Raw genomic sequence first — 18,622 nt, 5'->3', positions numbered from 1 at the left:
CGGGCTGCCTGACGTACTGCTGTTATTCAGGGGGTCGTTTTCCGCCCCTCTTGCCCGGCACGATACGGGATGGGGGGGCGTTTCGTCCAGCACCATCAGGGGTTGGGTGGGGGATGTGGCGGGAAAGTCGCAGGGCCTTTGAAAAATGCCGCGCGCCGTCCCCGCACCATGGTGTTGCCGGGAGGCCGCAGGGGGGCCAGCCCCCGCGCTACGCCCCCCCCGGAGTTTATTGGGCAAGATGAAGGGGCTGGCGCAGCGCCTCTTCGGCGGCCTTGCCCAGACGCAAAAGCCGGTCTTCGGTATTTGGCGCTGCCATCAGCGTCAGCCCGCAGGACGGCACGCCGGTGGGCAGGGTCAACGCGCACAGGCCCATGACATTGCCGACTCGGGTGTTGCGCAGGGCGAGCAGGTTTTCGGTGACGTAGTAGCTGCCGCCTTCGAGCAGTTTCTCGGCGTTGGGCGGCAGGATCGGCGCCGTCGGGCAGAGCACCGCGTCAAAGCCTGCGCTCGCCTTTGCATAGGCTTGGCGCGCGGCGGCCATGCGGTTTTTCGCGCGGATGTAATCGGCGCCGCTTGTGTTGCGCCCGGCCTCGAACCGCTCGCGGATCGGTGCGAACATCGCGTCGGGATTGGCGTCGATGGCCTCGCCCCAGGTCGCCCAGGCTTCGGTGGTGAACAGGATGCCCGCGTCGGCCATCGGGATGGCGATTTCCGGCACGCCGAGATCGACGATCTCGGCCCCGGCGGCGGCGAGCCTGTCCAGCGCCTCGGCGTAGGCGCGGGCCGGTTCGGGGCGCAGATCGTCGAGCACGATGGTGGTGAGGCGGGCGAAGCGGCGGCCCTTGAGGCTGGCACCTTGCAGATCGGGGGCGGCGCGGCCTTCGAGCGCGGCGAATACCTGCGCGGCGTCATCGACGCTTTGGCACAGCGGGCCGACGGTATCGAAGCCCGCCGCCAGCGGCACGGCGCCGTCGAGCGAGATCCGCCCCGAGGTGGTCTTGAGCCCGACAAGGCCGTTCCAGCACGACGGGATGCGCACCGATCCGCCGGTGTCGGACCCGATGGCAGCGGCGGCCAGCCCGAAGGCCACGGAGGCGGCCGCGCCCGAGGATGAGCCTCCGGCCACGGCAGCGTGATCGTTGATGCAAGGCGAGGTTGCCGTCATCGGGTTCAGCCCCAGCCCCGAAAAGGCCAGTTCCGACATATGCGTCTTGCCAAGGCAGACCAGCCCCATCGCGGTGGCCGTGCGCAGCACCGGGGCATCGGCGTCCGGCACGCGCCCCTCGAGCAGCTTCGAGCCGGCCTCTGTGGCGATGCCGGCAGTATCGAAGAGGTCTTTCCAGCTGACCGGCACCCCGTCGAGCGGCGAGCGGCGCTGCCCGGCGTCGGCGCGCGCCTTGGCGGCGGCGGCCTCGGCGAGGGCCCGGTCCGGCGTGACGCGGGCGTAGATGCGATTCGCCATCGGATGCGCCGCGATCTTGTCGAGGAACGCCTGCGTCAGCGCCACCGGGTCTATGTCTCCCCGTTCGATCCCCTGCCCCAGCGCGGTTGCGCTCATTTCCGTCACGTCGCTCATCGTCGCCCTTTCCTGTCTTCGCGGCATTGGTAGCGGCAGAGCAGCGCATGGACAATCCCGCCGCGGGGCGCATATTTGCCGTCATGGAACATGATTGCGACATCCTCATCGTGGGCGGCGGGCTGAATGGCCCCGCGCTTGCGCTTGCCTGCGCCAGGGCGGGACTTTCCAGCATCGTCGTCGATGCGCTGCCCGAGGCGGCGCGACAGGCCGGCGATTTCGACGGGCGCAGCTATGCGCTGGCGCTGTCTTCGGTGCGGATGCTGGCCAGACTCGGTCTGTGGGAGACGCTGGAGCCCAACGCGCAAGCCATGCGCGAGATCAAGGTCACCGACGGGCGGGTGGGCGAGGCAAAGGTCTTCCTCGGCCTGCATTTCGACAGCGCCGAGATCGAGGAAGGCCCGATGGGCCAGATGCTCGAAGATCGCCACCTGCGCCGCGCCCTGCTAGAGGCGATGGACGCCGCGCCGCTGGCGGCACATCGCGCCAGCTCGACAGTGATCGCCCAACAGATGACGCAGGACAGCGTGACGGTAACGCTCGACAACGGCAAGACGCTGAGCGCCAGACTGCTGATCGGCGCCGACGGGCGGCAAAGCGGCACTGCGGCTCGCGCTGGCATCAGGCGCACTGGCTGGCGCTATGGGCAAACCGCGCTGGTCTGCGCCATCGCACACGAGCGACCCCATGGCGGCGTGGCGCACCAGTTCTTCATGCCGGCGGGGCCGCTGGCGATCTTGCCGCTTCCGGGCAACCGCAGCTCCATCGTCTGGAGCGAAAGCGATCAGCGCGCCCGCGCCATCCACGCACTGCCCGACGAAGACTACCTGAAGGTGCTGCGCCCCCGCTTCGGCGATTTCCTTGGCGAGATTTCACTCGCGGGCCAGCGGTTCACTTACCCGCTCGGCCTGACCTTGGCGAATGCATTTGTCGCCGAGCGCCTCGCACTGGTCGGCGACGCAGCGCACGGCATGCACCCCATCGCGGGCCAAGGGCTGAACGCCGGGCTGCGCGATGTCGCCGCACTGGCCGACGTGCTGACACAAGCCAAAGCCCGCGGCGAAGACATCGCCGCGCCACTGGTTCTGGAGCGCTATCAGCAATGGCGACGTTTTGACACCGCATCTCTGGCCGGAGCGACCGACCTGTTCAACCGCCTTTTTTCGAACGACAATCCCCTTCTGCGCTTGGGCAGGGATCTTGGCATGGCAGCGGTAAACGCCCTGCCCGGCCTGCGCCGGAATTTCATGCGCGAAGCCGCCGGGATCACCGGAGATCTGCCCGAACTGATGCGCCACTGACCAAGCGCGCCGCCCGGCCGCGATCCTGCGCCTGCCTCCGGCGGGAGTTTAACCGGCAAGATGAAGCCGAGGCGCCGCGCCCCATCTTCATCTTGCAGGATAAACTCCGGGGGGAGCCGAAGGCGGGGGGCTGGCCCCCCTCTGCCCTCACAGATGCAGGCTGATCTTTCCCTGTCGCGCCGTCCGTGCCACAACCTGCCCGACTGTCACGACGGGAGGAGACGGACATGACTTCGAAATGCGCCATTGTCACGGGGGCGGCCCGCGGGATCGGGCTGGCCACGGCGGATCTGTTTGCCGAAAACGGCTGGAAGGTTGCGCTGGTTGACCGGGATCAGAGCGAACTGGCGCAGGCCGCCGCCGAGCGGCCCGACATGCTGGCGCTACCGCTCGACGTGTCGATTCCCGAACAGGTCGACGCCATCATCGCCAAAACCCTCGACTGGGCCGGGCACATCGATTCGCTGGTGAACAATGCCGGCGTGGCCGAATTCGGCCCCATCGCCGATTGTGATTTTACCGCGTGGCGCCGTGTCATGGCGACCAACCTCGACGGCGTGTTCCTGTGCAGTCAGGCCGCGACGCCCGCGCTGAAGCAAAGCCGGGGCAGCATCGTCAACATCGCCTCGATCAGTGGGCTTCGGGCATCCACGCTGCGGGTGGCCTATGGCACGTCGAAGGCCGCCGTGATCCAGCTGACCAAGCAATACGCCGCCGAATTTGGCGAGCATGGCGTGCGCGTCAATTGCGTGGCCCCCGGCCCGGTGCGCACCAAGCTTGCCATGGCCGTGCACAGCCCCGAGATCATCGCAGCCTATCACGATGCGTTGCCGCTGAACCGTTACGGCTCGGAACGCGAGCTGGCCGAGGCGATCGTCTTTCTCGCCTCGGACAAGGCATCCTATATTACCGGGCAGGTGCTGGCGGTGGATGGCGGGTTTGACTCCACCGGCGTCGGGCTTCCGGCGCTGCGTCAGGCCTGAGGGTCACTTGATGCGCTGGCCGTTGGCAAGGATCTGCCCGCGGCCATTGATCTCGATGGTCGAGGTCAGGCTGTCCTCGGCATTGCCGGGGACGGCGAACATTCCCAGCATCATCCGCGTGCCCATCGCCTGTGTCTCATCGACCAGCCCCAGCGCCATCAGCTTGTCGAGCAGCCCGTTCGCCCCGCTCAGGGCCAGATCGAGCGTGCCTTCGGGCGCGGGAAAGCCATCGAAGCTTTCAAGATCGTCGTTGTCGAAGGTAAACGCGCCGGTGCCGCTCAGCCTTGCCCCCGCCGCCTCCAGCGTCAGGCCGTTCAGGGTCAGCGCGTTCAGCTCTCCGGGTTTGACGTTGCCGCTGTCCAGCTCAGCCAGCTTCGCCGGGTCGAACATCTCCATGTAGGGCGTGACCTTGCCGGTGATGTCCAGCGCCAGCGTCGCCGGATCGCGCGGCAGCACTGCCTGCGGATCGATCATCGCCCAGATCATCTCTGAGAGGGTCAGCTCGCCCAGCGTCAGGCCGATGGCGATGTCCTGCGGGGCTTCGGCCGGGCCAACCGGGCCTGCCAGCTTCATCTCGAAACTCTGCATCGCCGCAGACAACGGGAAGGGCATTCCCGGCGGCGACAGTTCGATCGACATGTCCGCGCTTTGCAGGTCGTAGCGCAGCCCCTGCGGCCCCATCGCCACCTCGACTGCACCAACCCCGCTGCGGGTGCTGCCCGTGGTCTCGCTCCCGGTCTCGGTCACGGCAAAGGCGGTCTGGCTGCTGTCCCAGTTCAGCGTCGCCGCCACGTCGAACCCATCGCCGAGCAGCGCCGACATGTTCTGTGCGTCGCCCTGCGGCAGGTTGGCGCGGGTTTGCGAGCGCAGCCCGGTCAGCGCCCCAGCAAGGGTGCCGCCATTCGCGCTGTCGGGATCGTTGCCAAGCAGATCCCATGTCAGATCGCCAAAGCTGACCTTCTGGTCGATCTTGCGCAAGCCGTCGGCCAGCGCCATGCGGCTGGTGCCGCTGACTGGCCCGGCAGAAGCCTGAGCGCGGGCGGCATCGCGACCTACCGTCGCGTCATCGACGATCAGCTCGCTCAGCGCCATGCCAATGCGCTCGAAAGCATAGTCCCACGTGGTGTCGCCCGGATCGCCCGACACCGTCATCTCGGGGGCATCGAGCGAGACCTCGATGGTCATGTCGACGGCCTCGATATCTTCCTCGGGCTTCGGCGTCGCGGTCAGCGTGATCGGAAAACGCGCGGGCAGTGCCACCTTGACCGCCCCGCCCGCAGGCGTCAGCAGCATCTCGCCGATCTGGGCGGTCATCTCGCCGTCGCCCTCGGGAAAGGGCATGTGTATCGCCACATCCGACAGACGCAGCGCGCCCCCGGCATGGCTTTGGCTGGCGCGCAGATCGTAACCCATGTCGGTGACATAGGCCTCGAGCTCCTGCCAGACCTGTTCGGGCGATACCTCGGCCAGCGCCGGATGGCCCAGGCAAAGCGCCATCGCCGCAACCGCGAGCCCCTGTTTTGATACGAGCATGATCACCCTCTCCCGCTCTGCGTCTACCTGTAACTAACGTTGGCGCGCGGCTCCCTCGGGTCAAGAGGGTGGACCGTCGCAGGGCCAGCCATTACCAAGAAGCGAGTCGCAGACAAAGGGGGGTTCACGTGGATCTGACAGGCAAGACAGTGATGATCACCGGGGCAAGCCGCGGCATCGGCGCCGCCGCTGCCCGCCGCTTTGCCGCAGCCGGGGCCAAGGTCGCCCTTGTGGCGCGCAGCAAGGACGCCATCGCCGAAATCGCCGGAGAAATCGGCCCTGACGCCGCGGCGATCCCCTGCGAGGTGTCGCGCTACTGGGAGGTCGAGCAGGCGGTGCAAAACTGCCTCACCGCCTTTGGCTCGCTGGATGTGCTGGTCAACAACGCCGGGGTGATCGACCCCATCGCGCCGCTGGCCGAGGCCGACCCCGACGCCTGGGGCGCGGCGCTGGACATCAACACCAAGGGGGTGTTCCACGGCATCCGCGCGGCGCTTCCGGTGATGCTGGCGGCGGGGGGCGGCAGCATCCTGACCATCGGATCAGGGGCGGCGCATCGCCCGCTATCGGGGTGGTCGGCCTATTGCTCCAGCAAGGCCGCCGCGCTGATGCTGACCCGCGCCGCGCATGAGGAATACAGCCAAAGCGGCATTCGGGCGATATCTCTGTCGCCGGGCACCGTGGCGACCCAGATGCAAAAGGCCATCAAGGCCAGCGGCATCAACCCGGTCAGCCAGCTTGACTGGTCCGACCATATTCCGCCCGAATGGGTGGCCGAGGCGCTGGTCTGGATGTGTTCGCCCGAGGCAGACGGTTGGTGCGGCGACGAGGTCTCGCTGCGCGATCCGGACATCCGCAGCAAGGTCGGCGTGGCGTGATCTCTCTGGAAAAAGATGCCGGTCTGTGGATCGTGACCATCGACCGGCAGGACAAGGCCAATTCGCTGACGCCGCAGATGCTCGAACAGCTGTGCGAGATCGCCGAATCCGCGCACGAGGCGCAGGCGCTGATCCTCACCGGCGCGGGAAAGGTGTTTTCCGCCGGGGCCGACCTTGAGGCCGCGCGCGCCGGGCTTGCAACCTCGCCGCTGTGGGAGCGGCTGTCCGGAGCAATCGCGCGTCTGCCGGGGCTGACGGTGGCGGCGCTCAACGGCACGGCGGCTGGCGGCGCGCTGGGGATGGTGCTGGCCTGCGATCTGCGCCTCGCGGCGCCGGGGGCCAAGCTGTTCTACCCGGTGATGAAGCTGGGCTTTTTGCCGCAGCCCTCCGATCCGGTGCGGCTGACGGCGCTGATCGGCCCGGCGCGCGCGAAAATGATCCTGATGGCGGGGCAGAAGATCCCCGTCGAAGAGGCGCAGCTTTGGGGCCTGATCGACCGCCTCGCCCCGCCCGATACGCTGCTGGTCGAGGCGCGGGCGCTTTGCGCCGACACGCTGGACGCAAGCCCGGCCCATGCCGCTGCGATCAAGGCGATGATCCGCTGACATGTGCGGGCGCTACGCCATCACCCTCGCCCCCGAGGCCATGGCGCAGATGTTCGACGCCGCCCCCGCCAACGACCTGCCCCCGGTACCGAATTTCAACGTCTGCCCGACGGTGCAGGTGGCCACGGTGCGCAGCGCGGACGGGCTGCGCAGCCTTGCGCCGATGCGCTGGGGCTTTGTGCCGCATTGGTACAAAACCTTGTCGGATGGCCCGCTGCTGATCAATGCCCGCGCCGAAACCCTCGCGGAAAAGCCCGCCTTTCGCGCCGCCGCCCGCGCGCGGCGCTGCCTGATCCCGGCCAGTGGCTATTACGAATGGACCAAGGATGCCGACGGCAAGCGCCTGCCGTGGTATATCCATCCAACCGACGAGACCGCGCTGGTCTTTGCCGCAATCTGGCAGGACTGGGAGGTTGACGGCGCGCAGCTGCGGACCTGCGCCATCGTCACCACGCAGGCGCAGGGCGCTATGGCCGAGATCCACCACCGGATGCCGGTGATCCTGCGCCCCGAGGACTGGCCGCTCTGGCTGGGCGAAACCGGCCATGGCGCGGCGCGGCTGATGCAACCCGCGCCCGAAGGCAGCCTGCGCTGGCACCGCGTTGCAAGCGAGGTCAACTCCAACCGCGCCAGCGGCCCGCAGCTGATCCGCCCGCTTTAGCTCAGTTGCTTTGCGCGTTGGTCGCAAGATCCAGCGGCGGCGGATTGACGTAATCGATGGTGCCTTCGGCGATGCTGTCGATATTGACGGTATCGGTGAAGGTCTGGGTCATGCCCTCACTCACATCCAGCAGCACCTCGGCGGCGGGAAGCATGATGCCGGTGGTCCAGCTGGCATCGGTGGCGGTGGCCGCCATGGCGATATCGGATTGGTTGACGAATTTCACCTGATCCCCGATCGCGGGGTAGACCGCATCGGGGAAATAGCCGCTTCCCATCATCAGCACATAATGCACCTCGGCCATGGCGGGGGCGGCAAGCAGACCCAGCGACAGGGCCAGAAACCCGGTTTTGCGACGCATCGGACGCTCCTTCAGCAGCACGAACGGCCCCCACCGTTGCGACTGTGATCCATAAGCTCTGATTTGGGCGAAAGTTGGACCCGGCGCCGGAATTTCGCCCTGCCGTTACAGCAGCGCGCCGCGGATCATGTCGGCGGCAGACGGGCCCAGCGCCAGCGGCGTGTCGTGCAGAACCGCAAGCCGGGTCAGTGCCTGAAGATCGGCCTCGCCGCCGTGCGGCACGGTGGGATCGGCGAAAAAGATCACCGCGTCCAGCTCTCCGGTGGCGATCAGCGCGCCAAGCTGCTGATCCCCCCCGCGCGAGCCCCGCGACAGGCGGCGCAGGGTCAGCTGCGGCGCGGCCTCGGCGATCATCCGCCCGGTGCCGCCGGTGCAGATCAGCCGGTGACCTTCCAGCGCGCCGGCATGGCGCAGCACCCATGCGCGCAAATGCGCCTTGCGGGTATCATGCGCGGCCAGCGCGATGTTGCGCGGCGCGGTCGAGCGCGCCTGCCCCGCCTGCGTCAGCGCGAGGATGGCGCGCACCTGCGCGGCAAATCCCGGCCCTTCGGCGGGAAACGCCCCGGCAAGCGCTGCGGTGCCGACGGTAAAGCCCGCCGCGCCGGACTCGGCCGCCGCCATGATGCGCGCGTCGCTGTCGATGCTGCCCGCCATGATCACCGGCTTGCCCACCGCCGCGCAGACGCTGTGCATCAGCGCCGGCACATCGCCGGCAAAGCGATAGGCCAGCAAGTCAAGCCCATGCACATGTTCCAGATCCGCCAGTTGCCGCGCACTGTCGGTGATCGCCTCGATCGGTCCCTGCAACACGCTGGGATGGCCGGTGATCTCGCCCGCAAACGGATAATAGCGCAGCGGGTGGTCGCGGGTGACCCGGCTGACCGCCTTAGGCCTTGTGCCGCCCAGCAGGCAATCCACATCCAGCTCGACCGCCGCGCGGGCCGAAGCCAGCTCGCTGGCCTCGTCAAGGCTCACCACCTCAAGATAGCTGCGCCCGCCCGCCGCGCGGATCGCCTCGGCAAGGCCCTTGAGTTCGCCCAGCGGCAGGCCCACGTCCTTGAAGCCGATATGCCGCACGCCGCCCTCAAGCGCCTCGTCGATCCGCGCCCGCGCATCAGGGATGGTGCGGTCGTTCTCGGTCAGCATCAGGATGAAATCGAAGGCCATGCGCGTCTCCCGTCACGGTTGCCCGCAAACGGTAGGGCGCGCAGCGCGCCGGGGCAATGTCAGACCGCGGCCAGCACCACGATCTCGACCAGATGGCCCGCCGCAAGGCCGCTCTGCACGCAGGCGCGTTGCGGCCAATGCGCCGGATCATCGCCGATCCATGTGGTCCACGCCCGGTCCATCGCGTCTTTCTGCGCGATGTCGGTCAGGTAGATGGTCGCGCTCAGCAGGCGGGTCTTGTCGGTGCCCATCTCGCGGAGGCTCTCGTCAAGGCGCGCAAGCGTGCTGGCGGTCTGCTCGAACACATCGTCGGTGTCGATCTGCGTGGTCGCAACGGCCCAGCCCATGCCGTTGTAGCTGGTGCCGGAATTGCGCCCGGTATAGGGGCCGCGAATGCGGGTGATGTCCATGTGTTGCTCCTATCGTCCGATGGCATAGGCCTGCATCAGGCGCGGGGTCGCCGCCGCCTGTAGCATCCCATCCGGGTGGCGCCGCGCCGCCGTCAGGCGACCGACGGTGTTGGGCGCGGCCACGATCACCTCGTGCCCCTTTGCGCGCAGCGCGTCGATGACCGGCTGCCCGATGGTCTCTTCGATCATCAGGCGGCCCGGTTGCGCGCTGCGCGGATAGAACGAGCCCTGAAAGTGCTGGGAATGGAACAGCGGCGCGTCGATGCCTTGCTGCAGATCCATACCGTGATGCACGAAGCGCAGAAACCAGACCAGCTGCCACTGGTCCTGCTGATCGCCGCCGGGGGTGCCAAAAGCCAGCAGATCGTCGCCCTTGGTGGCGATGGTCGGGGTCAGCGTGGTGCGCGGGCGCGATCCGGGCCGCAGGGTCGAGGCCAGCCCCGGATCAAGCCAGAACATCTGCACGCGCGAATTGAGCGCAAAGCCAAGGCCGGGGACAACCGGATTGGACTGCAGCCAGCCCCCCGACGGCGTGGCCGACACCGCGTTGCCCCAGCGATCAATGATGTCCAGATGCACCGTGTCGCCCTTGCGGTCGGTCAGATGCGCCATGGTCGGCTCACCGGTGGCGGGGTCGGTGGCAACCTCGATGTGCCGCGCGGCGCGGGCGATGGCGGCATCGGCCCAATGCTCATAGCCGGGAATGCGGCCGGGGCGCTGCTCAAGGCTGGCCTGCGGCCCGATCAGCTTTGCCCGCTCGCGGCCATAGGATTCGGACAGCAGCACATCCATCGGAATGTCGCTGAAATCAGGATCGCCGTAATAGGCCTCGCGGTCCGCGTAGGCGAGCTTTATCGCCTCGATAACGGTATGGGTAAACTCGGCGCCGTGCGGATCCATCGCGGCCAAATCAAACGCCTTGAGGATCTGCAACGCCTGAAGCAGCACCGGCCCCTGCCCCCACGGGCCGGTCTTGTGCAGGGCCCAGCCGTGATAGTCGATGCGCGCGGGGGGCTCGTATCGCGCCTGCCAGTCTGCCAGATCCTCGCGCGACAGCAGCGCGCCATGCCGCGCGCCGGTGACATCCATCACCTTTGCCTCGGACAGGTAGTCGCAGATCGCATCGGCGACAAAACCGCTGCGCCACGCGGCACGGGCGGCGTCGATCCGGGCTTCGCGGGTGTCGCCGGGGCTTTGCGCCAGACGCTCCCATGTTGCGGCAAGATCGGGGTTGCGGAACAGCGCCTGCTGCTCCGGGATCTCGCCGCCCGGCGTCCAGAGATCGGCGCTCGATGGCCAATGCGCGGCAAAGAAGCCGGCCAGCCCGCCAATCGCCGCCGACACCGAGGGCAGCACCGGGTGGCCATCGCGCGCATAGCCGATGGCGGGGGCCAGCACCTCGGCCAGCTCCATGGTGCCATGATCGCGCAGCAGCAACAGCCAGCCATCCCACGCCCCGGGCACCACCGTCGCCAGCAGGCCCGAGCCGGGGATCAGCCCCTCGATCCCCTCTTGCGCCATCCGCTCGGGCGTGGCCGCCATCGGCGCGGTGCCCTGCGCACATAGCACAAGCGGCGCTTCAGACGCCGTTTTGAAGATCACCGGCAGATCGCCCGCCGGGCCGTTCAGATGCGGCTCCACCACCTGCAGGACAAACCCCGTGGCCACGGCGGCATCAAACGCATTGCCGCCCTTTTCCAGCACCGCCATGCCGACCGCAGACGCAATCCAGTGGGTCGATGTCACCACGCCAAACGTGCCGCGGATCTCGGGGCGTGTCGTGAACCCCATCATGCCACCAGCAATTCGCGCGGGCAGTCGGCAAAGCACTCTGCCCCCTGCGGCGTGACGGCAAAGGTCTCGGAGACCACCAGCCCATATGTGTCGCGCCAGAGCGCCGGAATGCAGTGGAATGTCATGTTCTCTTCCATGATTGTCATGTCTCCGGCGCGCAGCGAACAGGTTAGCTCGCCCCATGTCGGCGGAAAGCCGATGCCGACCGGATAGCCGATGCGGCTGTCCTTCTCGATGCCATGTTTGCGGATCACCGCGTCCCAAGCCGCTGCCATGTCCTGACAGGCGATGCCGGGTTTGACCACGTCCAGCGCGGCCTCCAGCCCCTCGCGAATGATCTTCGTCGTCTCGACCAGCTCCGCAGGCGGCGTTCCCACATAGACGCAGCGCGACAGCGGCGCGTGATACCGGTGCCGGATGCCACCCATCTCGATGTAAAAGATCTCGCCCTCTTCTAGCGGCGCGTCGGTCCAGCTCAGATGCGGGGCCGAGGCGCGCTCGCCCACCATGGCGTTGGGCGGCTTGCACGGAAAGGTGCCGCCAAATTCCGGCGTGCCCGATGTGGTCACGCGGTAAAGCTCTGCCATCACGTCGCATTGCCGCACGCCGGGTTTGCACATCTGCCGCGCCGCGTCCTGCGCCAGCGCGGCGATCTGTCCGGCCTGCCGCATGTAGATCAATTCGCGCTCGGATTTCACCATGCGGCAGCGGTTGACCAGCAGAAACCCGTCATCGAATTCCCCCTGCCCCAGCCCCGCCACAAGGATGCGATTCCACTTGGCGGTATAGTAATAATCATCCTGCTCGGCGGCGATGCGCCCCTTGTCCCAGCCCTTTTGCTTCAGCAGGTCCACAAGGTATTGCATCGGGTGCAGCGTGTCGCTGCCAACGTATTTGTCCGGATAGGGGATGACGTTTTCTTCCGCCAGATAGGCGGTGAACTTCGCCCCGACCGCATCCATCTTGCGCCCGAACCAGAACGGCTCGGCGGCATCGACATGCACCACCACCATTTGCGGCGTATAGAACGACCAGCCGTCATAGCCGGTCAGCCAGAACTGGTTTGCCGGGTTCGACACCAGCAAGACGTCGATCCCCCGCCCCCGCATCGCCGCCTGCACCTTTGCCACGCGGGCGCGGTATTCGTCGTGTTCGAAAAGCAGCTGCATCGGGGGTCCTTTCTGATCGTTCGCACAGGAAGGGAACCCCATCCCCGCGCAAAGTCCAGCCTCAAGCGTGCCGTTTCGCGGGCGACAGGGCGGCTTTGTGGCGACCGCCCGGTCTTCCACCACTGGGCCGACCCGCCCCCACACAGGCCCCCGCCTGCGGGCGACATTCCCGCAACGCACCGCCGCCATCCGCATAGTCGCGCATTGGCCGAACGGCTTGCCCATGCGACAACCAATCGAAGCACAAGCAAGCGCGGGCCGCCATGAAGATCCTCTGCATCCACCAGAACTTCCCCGGACAGTACAAGCATCTCGCCCCGGCGCTGGCCGCCCGCGGGCACGAGGTCGTGGCCCTGACACTCAAGGTCAAGAAGCCGACGAAATGGCAGGGGGTCAGCATCCTGCCCTATGCGATCCGCGGCAAGTCGGCCCCCGACATCCACCCATGGCTTCAGGATTTCGAAACCAAGCTGATCCGCGCCACCTCGTGCTGCAACGGCGCGCTGGCGCTGCGCGAGCGCGGCTTCACCCCCGATGTGATCCTTGCCCATCACGGCTGGGGCGAGAGCCTGTTCCTCAAGGATGTCTGGCCGGGTGCCCGCATGGGGCTGTATTGCGAACTCTACCACCAGAGCCTGCCCGACTTCACCGCGTTCGATCCCGAATTCCAGCGCGCCCAGACCCAGTCCGACCCGCTGCGGCTGCGGCTGAAGAACCTCAACAACCGCCTGCACGAGGAAATCATGGATGCGGGCATCTCGCCCACCGCGTTTCAGGCCGAAACCTTTCCGGGCCACTGGCAAGACCGCATCACCGTGGCGCATGACGGCGTGAACACCGATCTGGTGGTGCCAAAGCCGGACGCAACGCTCGAGGTCACCGATGGCCGCGTGCTCAGCCGCGACGACGAGGTCATCACCTTCATCAACCGCAATCTGGAACCCTACCGGGGCTATCACATCTTCATGCGCGCCCTGCCCGAGCTGCTGAAGCGGCGCCCGAACGCGCAGGTGGTGCTGATCGGCGGCGACGAGGTCAGCTATGGCTCCAAAGCCCCTGACGGCAAGACATGGAAGCAGATCTTCATCGACGAGATCGCCGAGCGCATGACCCCCGAAGACTGGGCGCGGGTGCATTTCCTTGGCCGGGTGCCCTATGAGCGCTTTCTGGCGATGATGCAGATCAGCCGGGTGCATGTCTACCTGACCTATCCCTTCGTGCTCAGCTGGTCGCTGCTCGAAGCGATGAGCGCGGAATGCGCCATCGTCGCCTCGGGCACCAAGCCGGTGCGCGAGGTGCTGAGCGAGGGCGAGACCGGCGTGATGGTCGATTTCTTCGACGTCGACGGCATCATCGAAAAAACCTGCGCCCTGCTTGACGATCCGCAGGCCCGCGACCGCATGGGCAAGGCGGCCCGTGCCTTCGTGCGCGAGCATTACGATCTGCAGACCCGCTGCCTGCCGCGCCACATCGCCTGGGTCGAACAGCTGGCAACGCTGACGCCAAGGCCGGTGCAGGACTGAGCAGCGACGCGGCTCAGCGCACCGGAAACGCGGCTCGGATCTTTGCGATATCGTCGGGACCTGCCTCGCCGGTCAGCAGCGCAAAGATCAACTGCCAGATCTCGTTCCCGCCAAAGCGACCGAGATCGGCATCCAGCTCGTCGCGCCCGATCGTGCCCGACCCGTCGTAGTCAAGCTGCGCGACGATCCGGGCGGCGGTCTCCGGAAGTGTCTGAAAGCTCCGGAATTTCGAAGGAAGGGGCGTACGCGGCTCCATGTCCTCTGCGCTGACGCTGGCCAGTGTTGCCACGCGCAGGCCGCGTGCCAGTTCGGCGGCAGACAGGGCGCCATCCCCCGACAGGTCGAGAAACCCGAACACCGCATCCCCGCAGCCTGCGGAACCGGCGAGGCAGACCGGCACCACATCGCTCAGGTGTAGCGCGGCCAGTTCCGCCAGCAGCAACGCCCCGCCCTCCACCGACAAGCCCTCACAGCGCGTGTAGGCGACTCGCTTGGCCCCATTCATCGCCGCTTCGATCTCCTCGGCCGGAATCGGCTTCGGGTCTTCGATGAAATAGGTTGCAAGGCGTTCGCCCCCAAGCTGCACGACTTCGCTGGTATCGTCCTCGAAGACAAGGTGGATGCGATCGCCGTCATAGGCGGGGATGTCCGTGTAGGTCATCGTGTAGGTTTCGGCCGGACCGATATAGTACAGGTCCGACGCCGGGCCCAGGATCCAGAAATTGTGACGCCCGCTCGAACAATCCGCCGCGTGCTCGGACTGCACCCAGATCCCCCGCATCGGCTCTGGCACGGTGTCCAGCCTCTGCTGCGCGTTTGCAAGCCGGGCACTGCACAGCCCCGCCACGAGGAGAAGGGCAAGGGAAAGACACCGAGACATCGGTCACCTCATGATGGAAAACGCAAAACTGCAACCTGGGTCCGAGTTTCATCGACAGTGCAAATCCGTCAAGTCCCCCGTGGCCGCCGGGGGGCCCAACCGTCGCGCCCCCGCTCGTGGCTTACCGCTTGCGCCGTCCGCCGCTCGATCTTGCATGAAAGCTCGGTGGCCGTTTCGCCACCCATTTCAGGAATCGCTCCATCCGGGGATGCGCCCGCAGCGCCTCGGGGGTGTTGAACTCCCGCGCCAGTTCGGCTTCGGTAAAGCTGGCGTGGATCTCGTTGTGGCAGATCTGGTGCAGCAGCACGGTCGGCCCGCCTTTGCCGCCTTTCAGCTTCGGCACCAGATGGTGCAGGCTTTGCCGGGCCTCGCGCGGGATCGGGCGCAGGCATAGCGGGCAGATGGGGGCGTTCTCGTCGGTCAATCGGGCACCTCTTGCGCCGCAGGGGCGCGCAGGGCTACAGACTGGCCCCTGACCCGCTGCAATCAAGAGGCGATATGGATCAAGACAGCCCAGACGCGCTGATTGTCGGCGCAGGCCCCGCCGGGCTGATGGCGGCGGATGCGCTGGCCGCAGCCGGACTGTCGGTGCTGATTGCCGATCACAAACCCTCGGTGGCGCGCAAATTCCTCATGGCGGGAAAATCCGGGCTGAACCTGACCAAGGACGAACCGTTCGAAACCTTCCTGTCCGCCTATGGCCGGGCCACCACCGATCTGCGCCCGATGCTGGAAAGCTTCCCGCCCAGCGCCGTTCGCGGCTGGGCCGAAGGGCTGGGCCAGCCCTGCTTTACCGGCTCCACCGGGCGGGTGTTTCCGGTCGCGATGAAGGCCTCGCCACTGCTGCGCGCCTGGGCCGCGCGGCTCGGCGCGATGGGCGTGATGACCCGCACCCGCTGGCGCTGGACGGGCTGGGACGGCGCCGCCTGCACCTTCGACACGCCGGAAGGCGCCCGCGCGCTGACACCCAAAGTCACCGTGCTGGCGCTTGGAGGCGCAAGCTGGGCGCGGCTTGGATCGGATGGCGGCTGGGCGCAGATCCTTGGGCGTGACGGCATCGCCCTCACCCCGTTTTCACCCGCCAATGCCGGGCTGGTGATGCGCTGGTCCGCCCATATGACCCAGCATCTCGGCGCACCGCTGAAAGGCATCGCTTGGCACGCAGGCGCGCTGACCTCGCGCGGCGAAGCGGTGATCTCGGCCCGCGGGCTCGAAGGCGGCGGGCTCTACCCGCTGACCTCGGCGCTGCGCGACGGCGCGCCGCTGAACGCCGACCTTGCCCCCGACCTGACCACCAACGCGCTCATCGCCAAGCTAAGCAAGCCGCGCGGCAAGCAGAGCCTGTCCAACCACCTGCGCAAACAGCTGCGCCTCGATGCGCAAACCCGCGCCCTGCTGATGGAATGCGCCCGCCCCTTGCCAAGCGATCCGCAGGCGCTGGCAAAGCTGCTCAAGGCGCTGCCCATCCCCTATGCTGGGCTGCGCCCGCTCGACGAGGCGATCTCGACCGCCGGGGGCCTGCCCTTTGCGGCGCTCGATCAAAATCTGATGCTCACCGCCCGCCCCGGCACTTTCTGCGCCGGAGAGATGCTGGAATGGGAAGCCCCCACCGGCGGCTACCTGCTGAATGCCTGCCTTGCCACCGGGCTTTGGGCCGGACAAGCCGCAGCACGCTTCGTTTCCTGACGCGCCCGCAGCTTCATCTTGCCAGATAAACTCCCGCCGGAGGCAGCCCACAACGCAAAACGGCGCCCGAAAACCGGGCGCCGCCTGTCAAACCTTTCGAAAGGTCAGATCGCGACCTTCAGGCTTTCCGCCAGATAGATCTCACGCAGCCGCGCCGCGACCGGGCCGGGCGTACCCGATCCGATGGCCGCGCCATCCATCTCGACCACCGGCATCACGAAGGACGACGCCGAGGTGTAAAACGCCTCGTCCGCTGCCTTGACCTCATCGATGGTAAAGGGCCGCTCTTCGACCGCCATCTGCGCCTCGCGGGCAAAGGCCAGAACCGCAGCGCGGGTGATGCCGTGCAGGATGTCGGTCGACAGGTTGCGGGTGATGATCTTGCCGTCCTTGACGATATAGGCATTGTTCGACGTGCCTTCGGTGACAAAGCCGTCCTCGACCATCCAGGCATCGTCGGCCCCAGCCTTCTTGGCCATCATCTTGCCCATCGACGGGTAGAGCAGCTGCACCGTCTTGATGTCGCGGCGGCCCCAGCGGATGTCATCGATCGAAATGACCTTGATGCCCTTTTTCGCGGTCGGGTTGTCGGCCAGCCCCGGCTTGCTTTGGGTAAACAGCACCAGCGTCGGCTCGGTGGTCTCGGGGTCGGGAAAGGCGAAATCGCGATCGCCGGGCGCGCCGCGCGTCACCTGCAGATAGATCAGCCCCTCGTCGATGCCGTTCAGCTCCACCAGCTTGCGGTGGATCTCGAGCAGATCGTCAAAGGCAGCGGGCTTCTTCATGTCCAGCTCGTTCAGCGAGCGTTCCAACCGCTTGAGATGGCCTTCGAAGTCGATCAGCTTGCCGCCCAGCACCGAGGTCACCTCGTAGACGCCATCCGCCATCAGGAAGGCGCGGTCGAAGATCGACACTTTCGCCTCGGTCTCGGGAAGATACTCACCGTTGAGATAGACGGTCCGGGTCATGAACAAAGCTCCTTGGCTTGGGGGGCGGCAGTGCCGCGTATGACGTCGCGGCGGGAAAGCGTTAGCCCGCGCGCGGTTGGATGACAAATGCCGAATGCCCATCTATGCGCAGAACAACCAATGCAAGAGGGGCAGACATGGTGGAAGACGACAGGCTTGCGGCCTATATCGGCCGGGCAATGGCGCAGGGCGTATCCAAGCAAGCCCTGCGCAGCCAGTTGCAGGCCGAGGGCTGGACGGCGCGCGAAACCGACGCCGCGCTGGCGGGCTGGTCCGACAGCACCGGCCCGGCGGGTGCGATCCCCCGCCCGGTGCGCAGCACGGCGGCGCGCGATGCGCTGTTCTACGCGCTGCTGTTCGTGGCTTTCGGCATGGTGGCGGGCCATGTCATCGCGCTGCTCTTCGCGCAGATCGACAGTCACCTTGCCGATCCGGCCAGCCGCAGCGGCGGCAGCAGCGGCGGGGCGCGCTGGTCGATGGCGGCGCTGATCGTCTTCGCCCCGACGTTCTGGCTGCTCGACCGGGCCGACCGGCGCAGCCTTGACGCCGACCCGGCGCGGCGGCACGGCACCGTGCGCCGCTGGCTCAGCTCGCTGGCGCTGCTGATCGCGGCCATCACATTGCTCAGCGACGCGTTGTGGCTGATCTACACGTTCCTCGATGGCATGGTGACATCGCGGTTTCTGGGCAAATCGCTGGCGGTCGCGGCCATGGCCGCGCTGGTGCTGGGCTATTTCCGTCAGGAGCGGGGTCGTCTGCCCGCTGCGGCAGGGCTGCTCGGTCTTGTGGTGCTGGTGCTCGGCGCCACATACGCCAGCATCGGCGGCCCGGCACGGGGCCGGTTGGAGGCGCGCGACGCCGCCCGCCTGAGTGACCTGAACGCGCTGTCCTGGGATCTGCGGACCTGCCTGCGCGACAAGCCCGCCCTGCCCGAAACCATCGACCCGCTGAGCTGCGCCGATCACCCCGAGACCCTGACCGCAATGGCCAGCGACATCCGCTACCTGCGTCTGTCGGACAAGGAGTTCAGCCTTTGCGTCAGCGTCGAAGACCCGAAAATCACCCGGCGCGACTCCGTCACGCTGAGCGGCAACGAAGCCTGCATGTCGCTGAGCGTCGACTGACAC

18 protein-coding genes are annotated in these 18,622 nt (G+C 67.0%); 8 read left to right on the top strand and 10 right to left on the bottom strand.

Annotation, left to right across the window (positions count from 1 at the left end; genetic code table 11):
- Positions 1-226 precede the first annotated feature (226 nt).
- Positions 227-1,576 carry an amidase gene (locus Q4543_RS07560; RefSeq protein ID WP_303437208.1) on the bottom strand — a complete coding sequence of 450 codons (1,350 nt, stop codon included), beginning with the start codon at positions 1,574-1,576 and terminating at the stop codon, positions 227-229.
- Between the two features lie 47 nt (positions 1,577-1,623).
- Between Q4543_RS07560 and Q4543_RS07555 the strand changes: the two genes are divergently transcribed.
- Positions 1,624-2,877 carry a UbiH/UbiF/VisC/COQ6 family ubiquinone biosynthesis hydroxylase gene (locus Q4543_RS07555; RefSeq protein WP_303437206.1) on the top strand — a complete coding sequence of 418 codons (1,254 nt, stop codon included), beginning with the start codon at positions 1,624-1,626 and terminating at the stop codon, positions 2,875-2,877.
- 227 nt (positions 2,878-3,104) lie between these two features.
- Entirely contained in the window at positions 3,105-3,860 is a 756-nt protein-coding gene (locus Q4543_RS07550) for an SDR family NAD(P)-dependent oxidoreductase (RefSeq protein WP_303437205.1), read from the top strand.
- Between the two features lie 3 nt (positions 3,861-3,863).
- Here the strand turns inward: Q4543_RS07550 and Q4543_RS07545 are convergent, their stop codons facing one another.
- A complete protein-coding gene (locus Q4543_RS07545) occupies positions 3,864-5,393 on the bottom strand; it encodes a DUF2125 domain-containing protein (RefSeq protein ID WP_303437204.1) in 1,530 nt (509 codons plus the stop codon).
- Positions 5,394-5,521: 128 nt separating this feature from the next.
- On the opposite strand from Q4543_RS07545, the gene Q4543_RS07540 reads away from it, so the two are divergent.
- From Q4543_RS07540 to Q4543_RS07530, 3 genes are read left to right on the top strand one after another with little or no spacing between them, the layout of a single operon-like run.
- Entirely contained in the window at positions 5,522-6,271 is a 750-nt protein-coding gene (locus tag Q4543_RS07540) for an SDR family oxidoreductase (RefSeq protein WP_303437203.1), read from the top strand.
- Positions 6,268-6,876: an enoyl-CoA hydratase/isomerase family protein gene (locus Q4543_RS07535; protein ID WP_303437202.1), complete on the top strand. Its 609-nt coding sequence runs from the start codon at positions 6,268-6,270 to the stop codon at positions 6,874-6,876. Before Q4543_RS07540 ends, Q4543_RS07535 begins: the two co-directional genes overlap by 4 nt.
- A 1-nt stretch (position 6,877) precedes the next feature.
- Positions 6,878-7,537, top strand: a complete 660-nt coding sequence (locus Q4543_RS07530; RefSeq protein ID WP_303437200.1) for an SOS response-associated peptidase — start codon at positions 6,878-6,880, stop codon at positions 7,535-7,537.
- 1 nt (position 7,538) lies between these two features.
- Here the strand turns inward: Q4543_RS07530 and Q4543_RS07525 are convergent, their stop codons facing one another.
- The 5 genes from Q4543_RS07525 to Q4543_RS07505 form a co-directional block, all read right to left on the bottom strand.
- On the bottom strand, positions 7,539-7,898 hold the full coding sequence (locus tag Q4543_RS07525; protein ID WP_303437199.1) for a hypothetical protein: 360 nt from the start codon (positions 7,896-7,898) through the stop codon (positions 7,539-7,541).
- Between the two features lie 105 nt (positions 7,899-8,003).
- Positions 8,004-9,065 (bottom strand): methylglyoxal synthase, encoded by a 1,062-nt coding sequence (locus tag Q4543_RS07520; protein WP_303437198.1) that lies wholly within the window; start codon positions 9,063-9,065, stop codon positions 8,004-8,006.
- Positions 9,066-9,124: 59 nt separating this feature from the next.
- Positions 9,125-9,475, bottom strand: a complete 351-nt coding sequence (locus tag Q4543_RS07515; protein WP_303437197.1) for a RidA family protein — start codon at positions 9,473-9,475, stop codon at positions 9,125-9,127.
- A gap of 9 nt (positions 9,476-9,484) precedes the next feature.
- Positions 9,485-11,269 (bottom strand): gamma-glutamyltransferase family protein, encoded by a 1,785-nt coding sequence (locus tag Q4543_RS07510; protein ID WP_303437195.1) that lies wholly within the window; start codon positions 11,267-11,269, stop codon positions 9,485-9,487.
- A complete protein-coding gene (locus Q4543_RS07505) occupies positions 11,266-12,438 on the bottom strand; it encodes a Xaa-Pro peptidase family protein (RefSeq protein ID WP_303437194.1) in 1,173 nt (390 codons plus the stop codon). The genes Q4543_RS07510 and Q4543_RS07505 overlap by 4 nt, the downstream gene beginning before the upstream one ends.
- A 263-nt stretch (positions 12,439-12,701) precedes the next feature.
- Here Q4543_RS07505 and Q4543_RS07500 point away from each other — a divergent pair, with 263 nt between their 5' ends.
- A complete protein-coding gene (locus Q4543_RS07500; RefSeq protein WP_303437193.1) occupies positions 12,702-13,961 on the top strand; it encodes a glycosyltransferase in 1,260 nt (419 codons plus the stop codon).
- Between the two features lie 13 nt (positions 13,962-13,974).
- Here Q4543_RS07500 and Q4543_RS07495 read toward each other — a convergent pair whose 3' ends face one another.
- Complete coding sequence (locus Q4543_RS07495; protein ID WP_303437192.1) at positions 13,975-14,841, bottom strand: hypothetical protein; 867 nt, start codon at positions 14,839-14,841, stop codon at positions 13,975-13,977.
- A 121-nt stretch (positions 14,842-14,962) separates the two neighbouring features.
- A complete protein-coding gene (locus tag Q4543_RS07490; RefSeq protein WP_216005080.1) occupies positions 14,963-15,265 on the bottom strand; it encodes an HNH endonuclease in 303 nt (100 codons plus the stop codon).
- Between the two features lie 74 nt (positions 15,266-15,339).
- Here Q4543_RS07490 and Q4543_RS07485 point away from each other — a divergent pair, with 74 nt between their 5' ends.
- Positions 15,340-16,527, top strand: a complete 1,188-nt coding sequence (locus Q4543_RS07485) for a TIGR03862 family flavoprotein (protein ID WP_303437191.1) — start codon at positions 15,340-15,342, stop codon at positions 16,525-16,527.
- 104 nt (positions 16,528-16,631) lie between these two features.
- Here Q4543_RS07485 and Q4543_RS07480 read toward each other — a convergent pair whose 3' ends face one another.
- The gene (locus Q4543_RS07480; RefSeq protein ID WP_303437189.1) at positions 16,632-17,495 is read right to left on the bottom strand and encodes a D-amino-acid transaminase; all 864 of its coding nucleotides are present in this window, start codon (positions 17,493-17,495) and stop codon (positions 16,632-16,634) included.
- A 137-nt stretch (positions 17,496-17,632) separates the two neighbouring features.
- Here Q4543_RS07480 and Q4543_RS07475 point away from each other — a divergent pair, with 137 nt between their 5' ends.
- Positions 17,633-18,619 (top strand): DUF5671 domain-containing protein, encoded by a 987-nt coding sequence (locus Q4543_RS07475; RefSeq protein ID WP_303437188.1) that lies wholly within the window; start codon positions 17,633-17,635, stop codon positions 18,617-18,619.
- Positions 18,620-18,622: the final 3 nt, after the last annotated feature.

Source organism: Salipiger sp. 1_MG-2023 (genome assembly GCF_030547555.1).
Classification (GTDB): Bacteria; Pseudomonadota; Alphaproteobacteria; order Rhodobacterales; family Rhodobacteraceae; genus Salipiger.
This window is presented reverse-complemented; position numbering and strand designations above follow the sequence as displayed.

Bases quoted from the DNA above. Each gene is read 5' to 3' on its own strand.
- Q4543_RS07545 (WP_303437204.1), bottom strand. From the start codon at position 5,393: ATGCTCGTATCAAAACAGGGGCTCGCGGTTGCGGCGATGGCGCTTTGC.
- Q4543_RS07560 (WP_303437208.1), bottom strand. From the start codon at position 1,576: ATGAGCGACGTGACGGAAATGAGCGCAACCGCGCTGGGGCAGGGGATC.
- Q4543_RS07480 (WP_303437189.1), bottom strand. From the start codon at position 17,495: ATGACCCGGACCGTCTATCTCAACGGTGAGTATCTTCCCGAGACCGAG.
- Q4543_RS07550 (WP_303437205.1), top strand. From the start codon at position 3,105: ATGACTTCGAAATGCGCCATTGTCACGGGGGCGGCCCGCGGGATCGGG.
- Q4543_RS07515 (WP_303437197.1), bottom strand. From the start codon at position 9,475: ATGGACATCACCCGCATTCGCGGCCCCTATACCGGGCGCAATTCCGGC.
- Q4543_RS07500 (WP_303437193.1), top strand. From the start codon at position 12,702: ATGAAGATCCTCTGCATCCACCAGAACTTCCCCGGACAGTACAAGCAT.
- Q4543_RS07495 (WP_303437192.1), bottom strand. From the start codon at position 14,841: ATGTCTCGGTGTCTTTCCCTTGCCCTTCTCCTCGTGGCGGGGCTGTGC.
- Q4543_RS07530 (WP_303437200.1), top strand. From the start codon at position 6,878: ATGTGCGGGCGCTACGCCATCACCCTCGCCCCCGAGGCCATGGCGCAG.
- Q4543_RS07505 (WP_303437194.1), bottom strand. From the start codon at position 12,438: ATGCAGCTGCTTTTCGAACACGACGAATACCGCGCCCGCGTGGCAAAG.
- Q4543_RS07525 (WP_303437199.1), bottom strand. From the start codon at position 7,898: ATGCGTCGCAAAACCGGGTTTCTGGCCCTGTCGCTGGGTCTGCTTGCC.
- Q4543_RS07520 (WP_303437198.1), bottom strand. From the start codon at position 9,065: ATGGCCTTCGATTTCATCCTGATGCTGACCGAGAACGACCGCACCATC.
- Q4543_RS07510 (WP_303437195.1), bottom strand. From the start codon at position 11,269: ATGATGGGGTTCACGACACGCCCCGAGATCCGCGGCACGTTTGGCGTG.
- Q4543_RS07555 (WP_303437206.1), top strand. From the start codon at position 1,624: ATGGACAATCCCGCCGCGGGGCGCATATTTGCCGTCATGGAACATGAT.
- Q4543_RS07485 (WP_303437191.1), top strand. From the start codon at position 15,340: ATGGATCAAGACAGCCCAGACGCGCTGATTGTCGGCGCAGGCCCCGCC.
- Q4543_RS07475 (WP_303437188.1), top strand. From the start codon at position 17,633: ATGGTGGAAGACGACAGGCTTGCGGCCTATATCGGCCGGGCAATGGCG.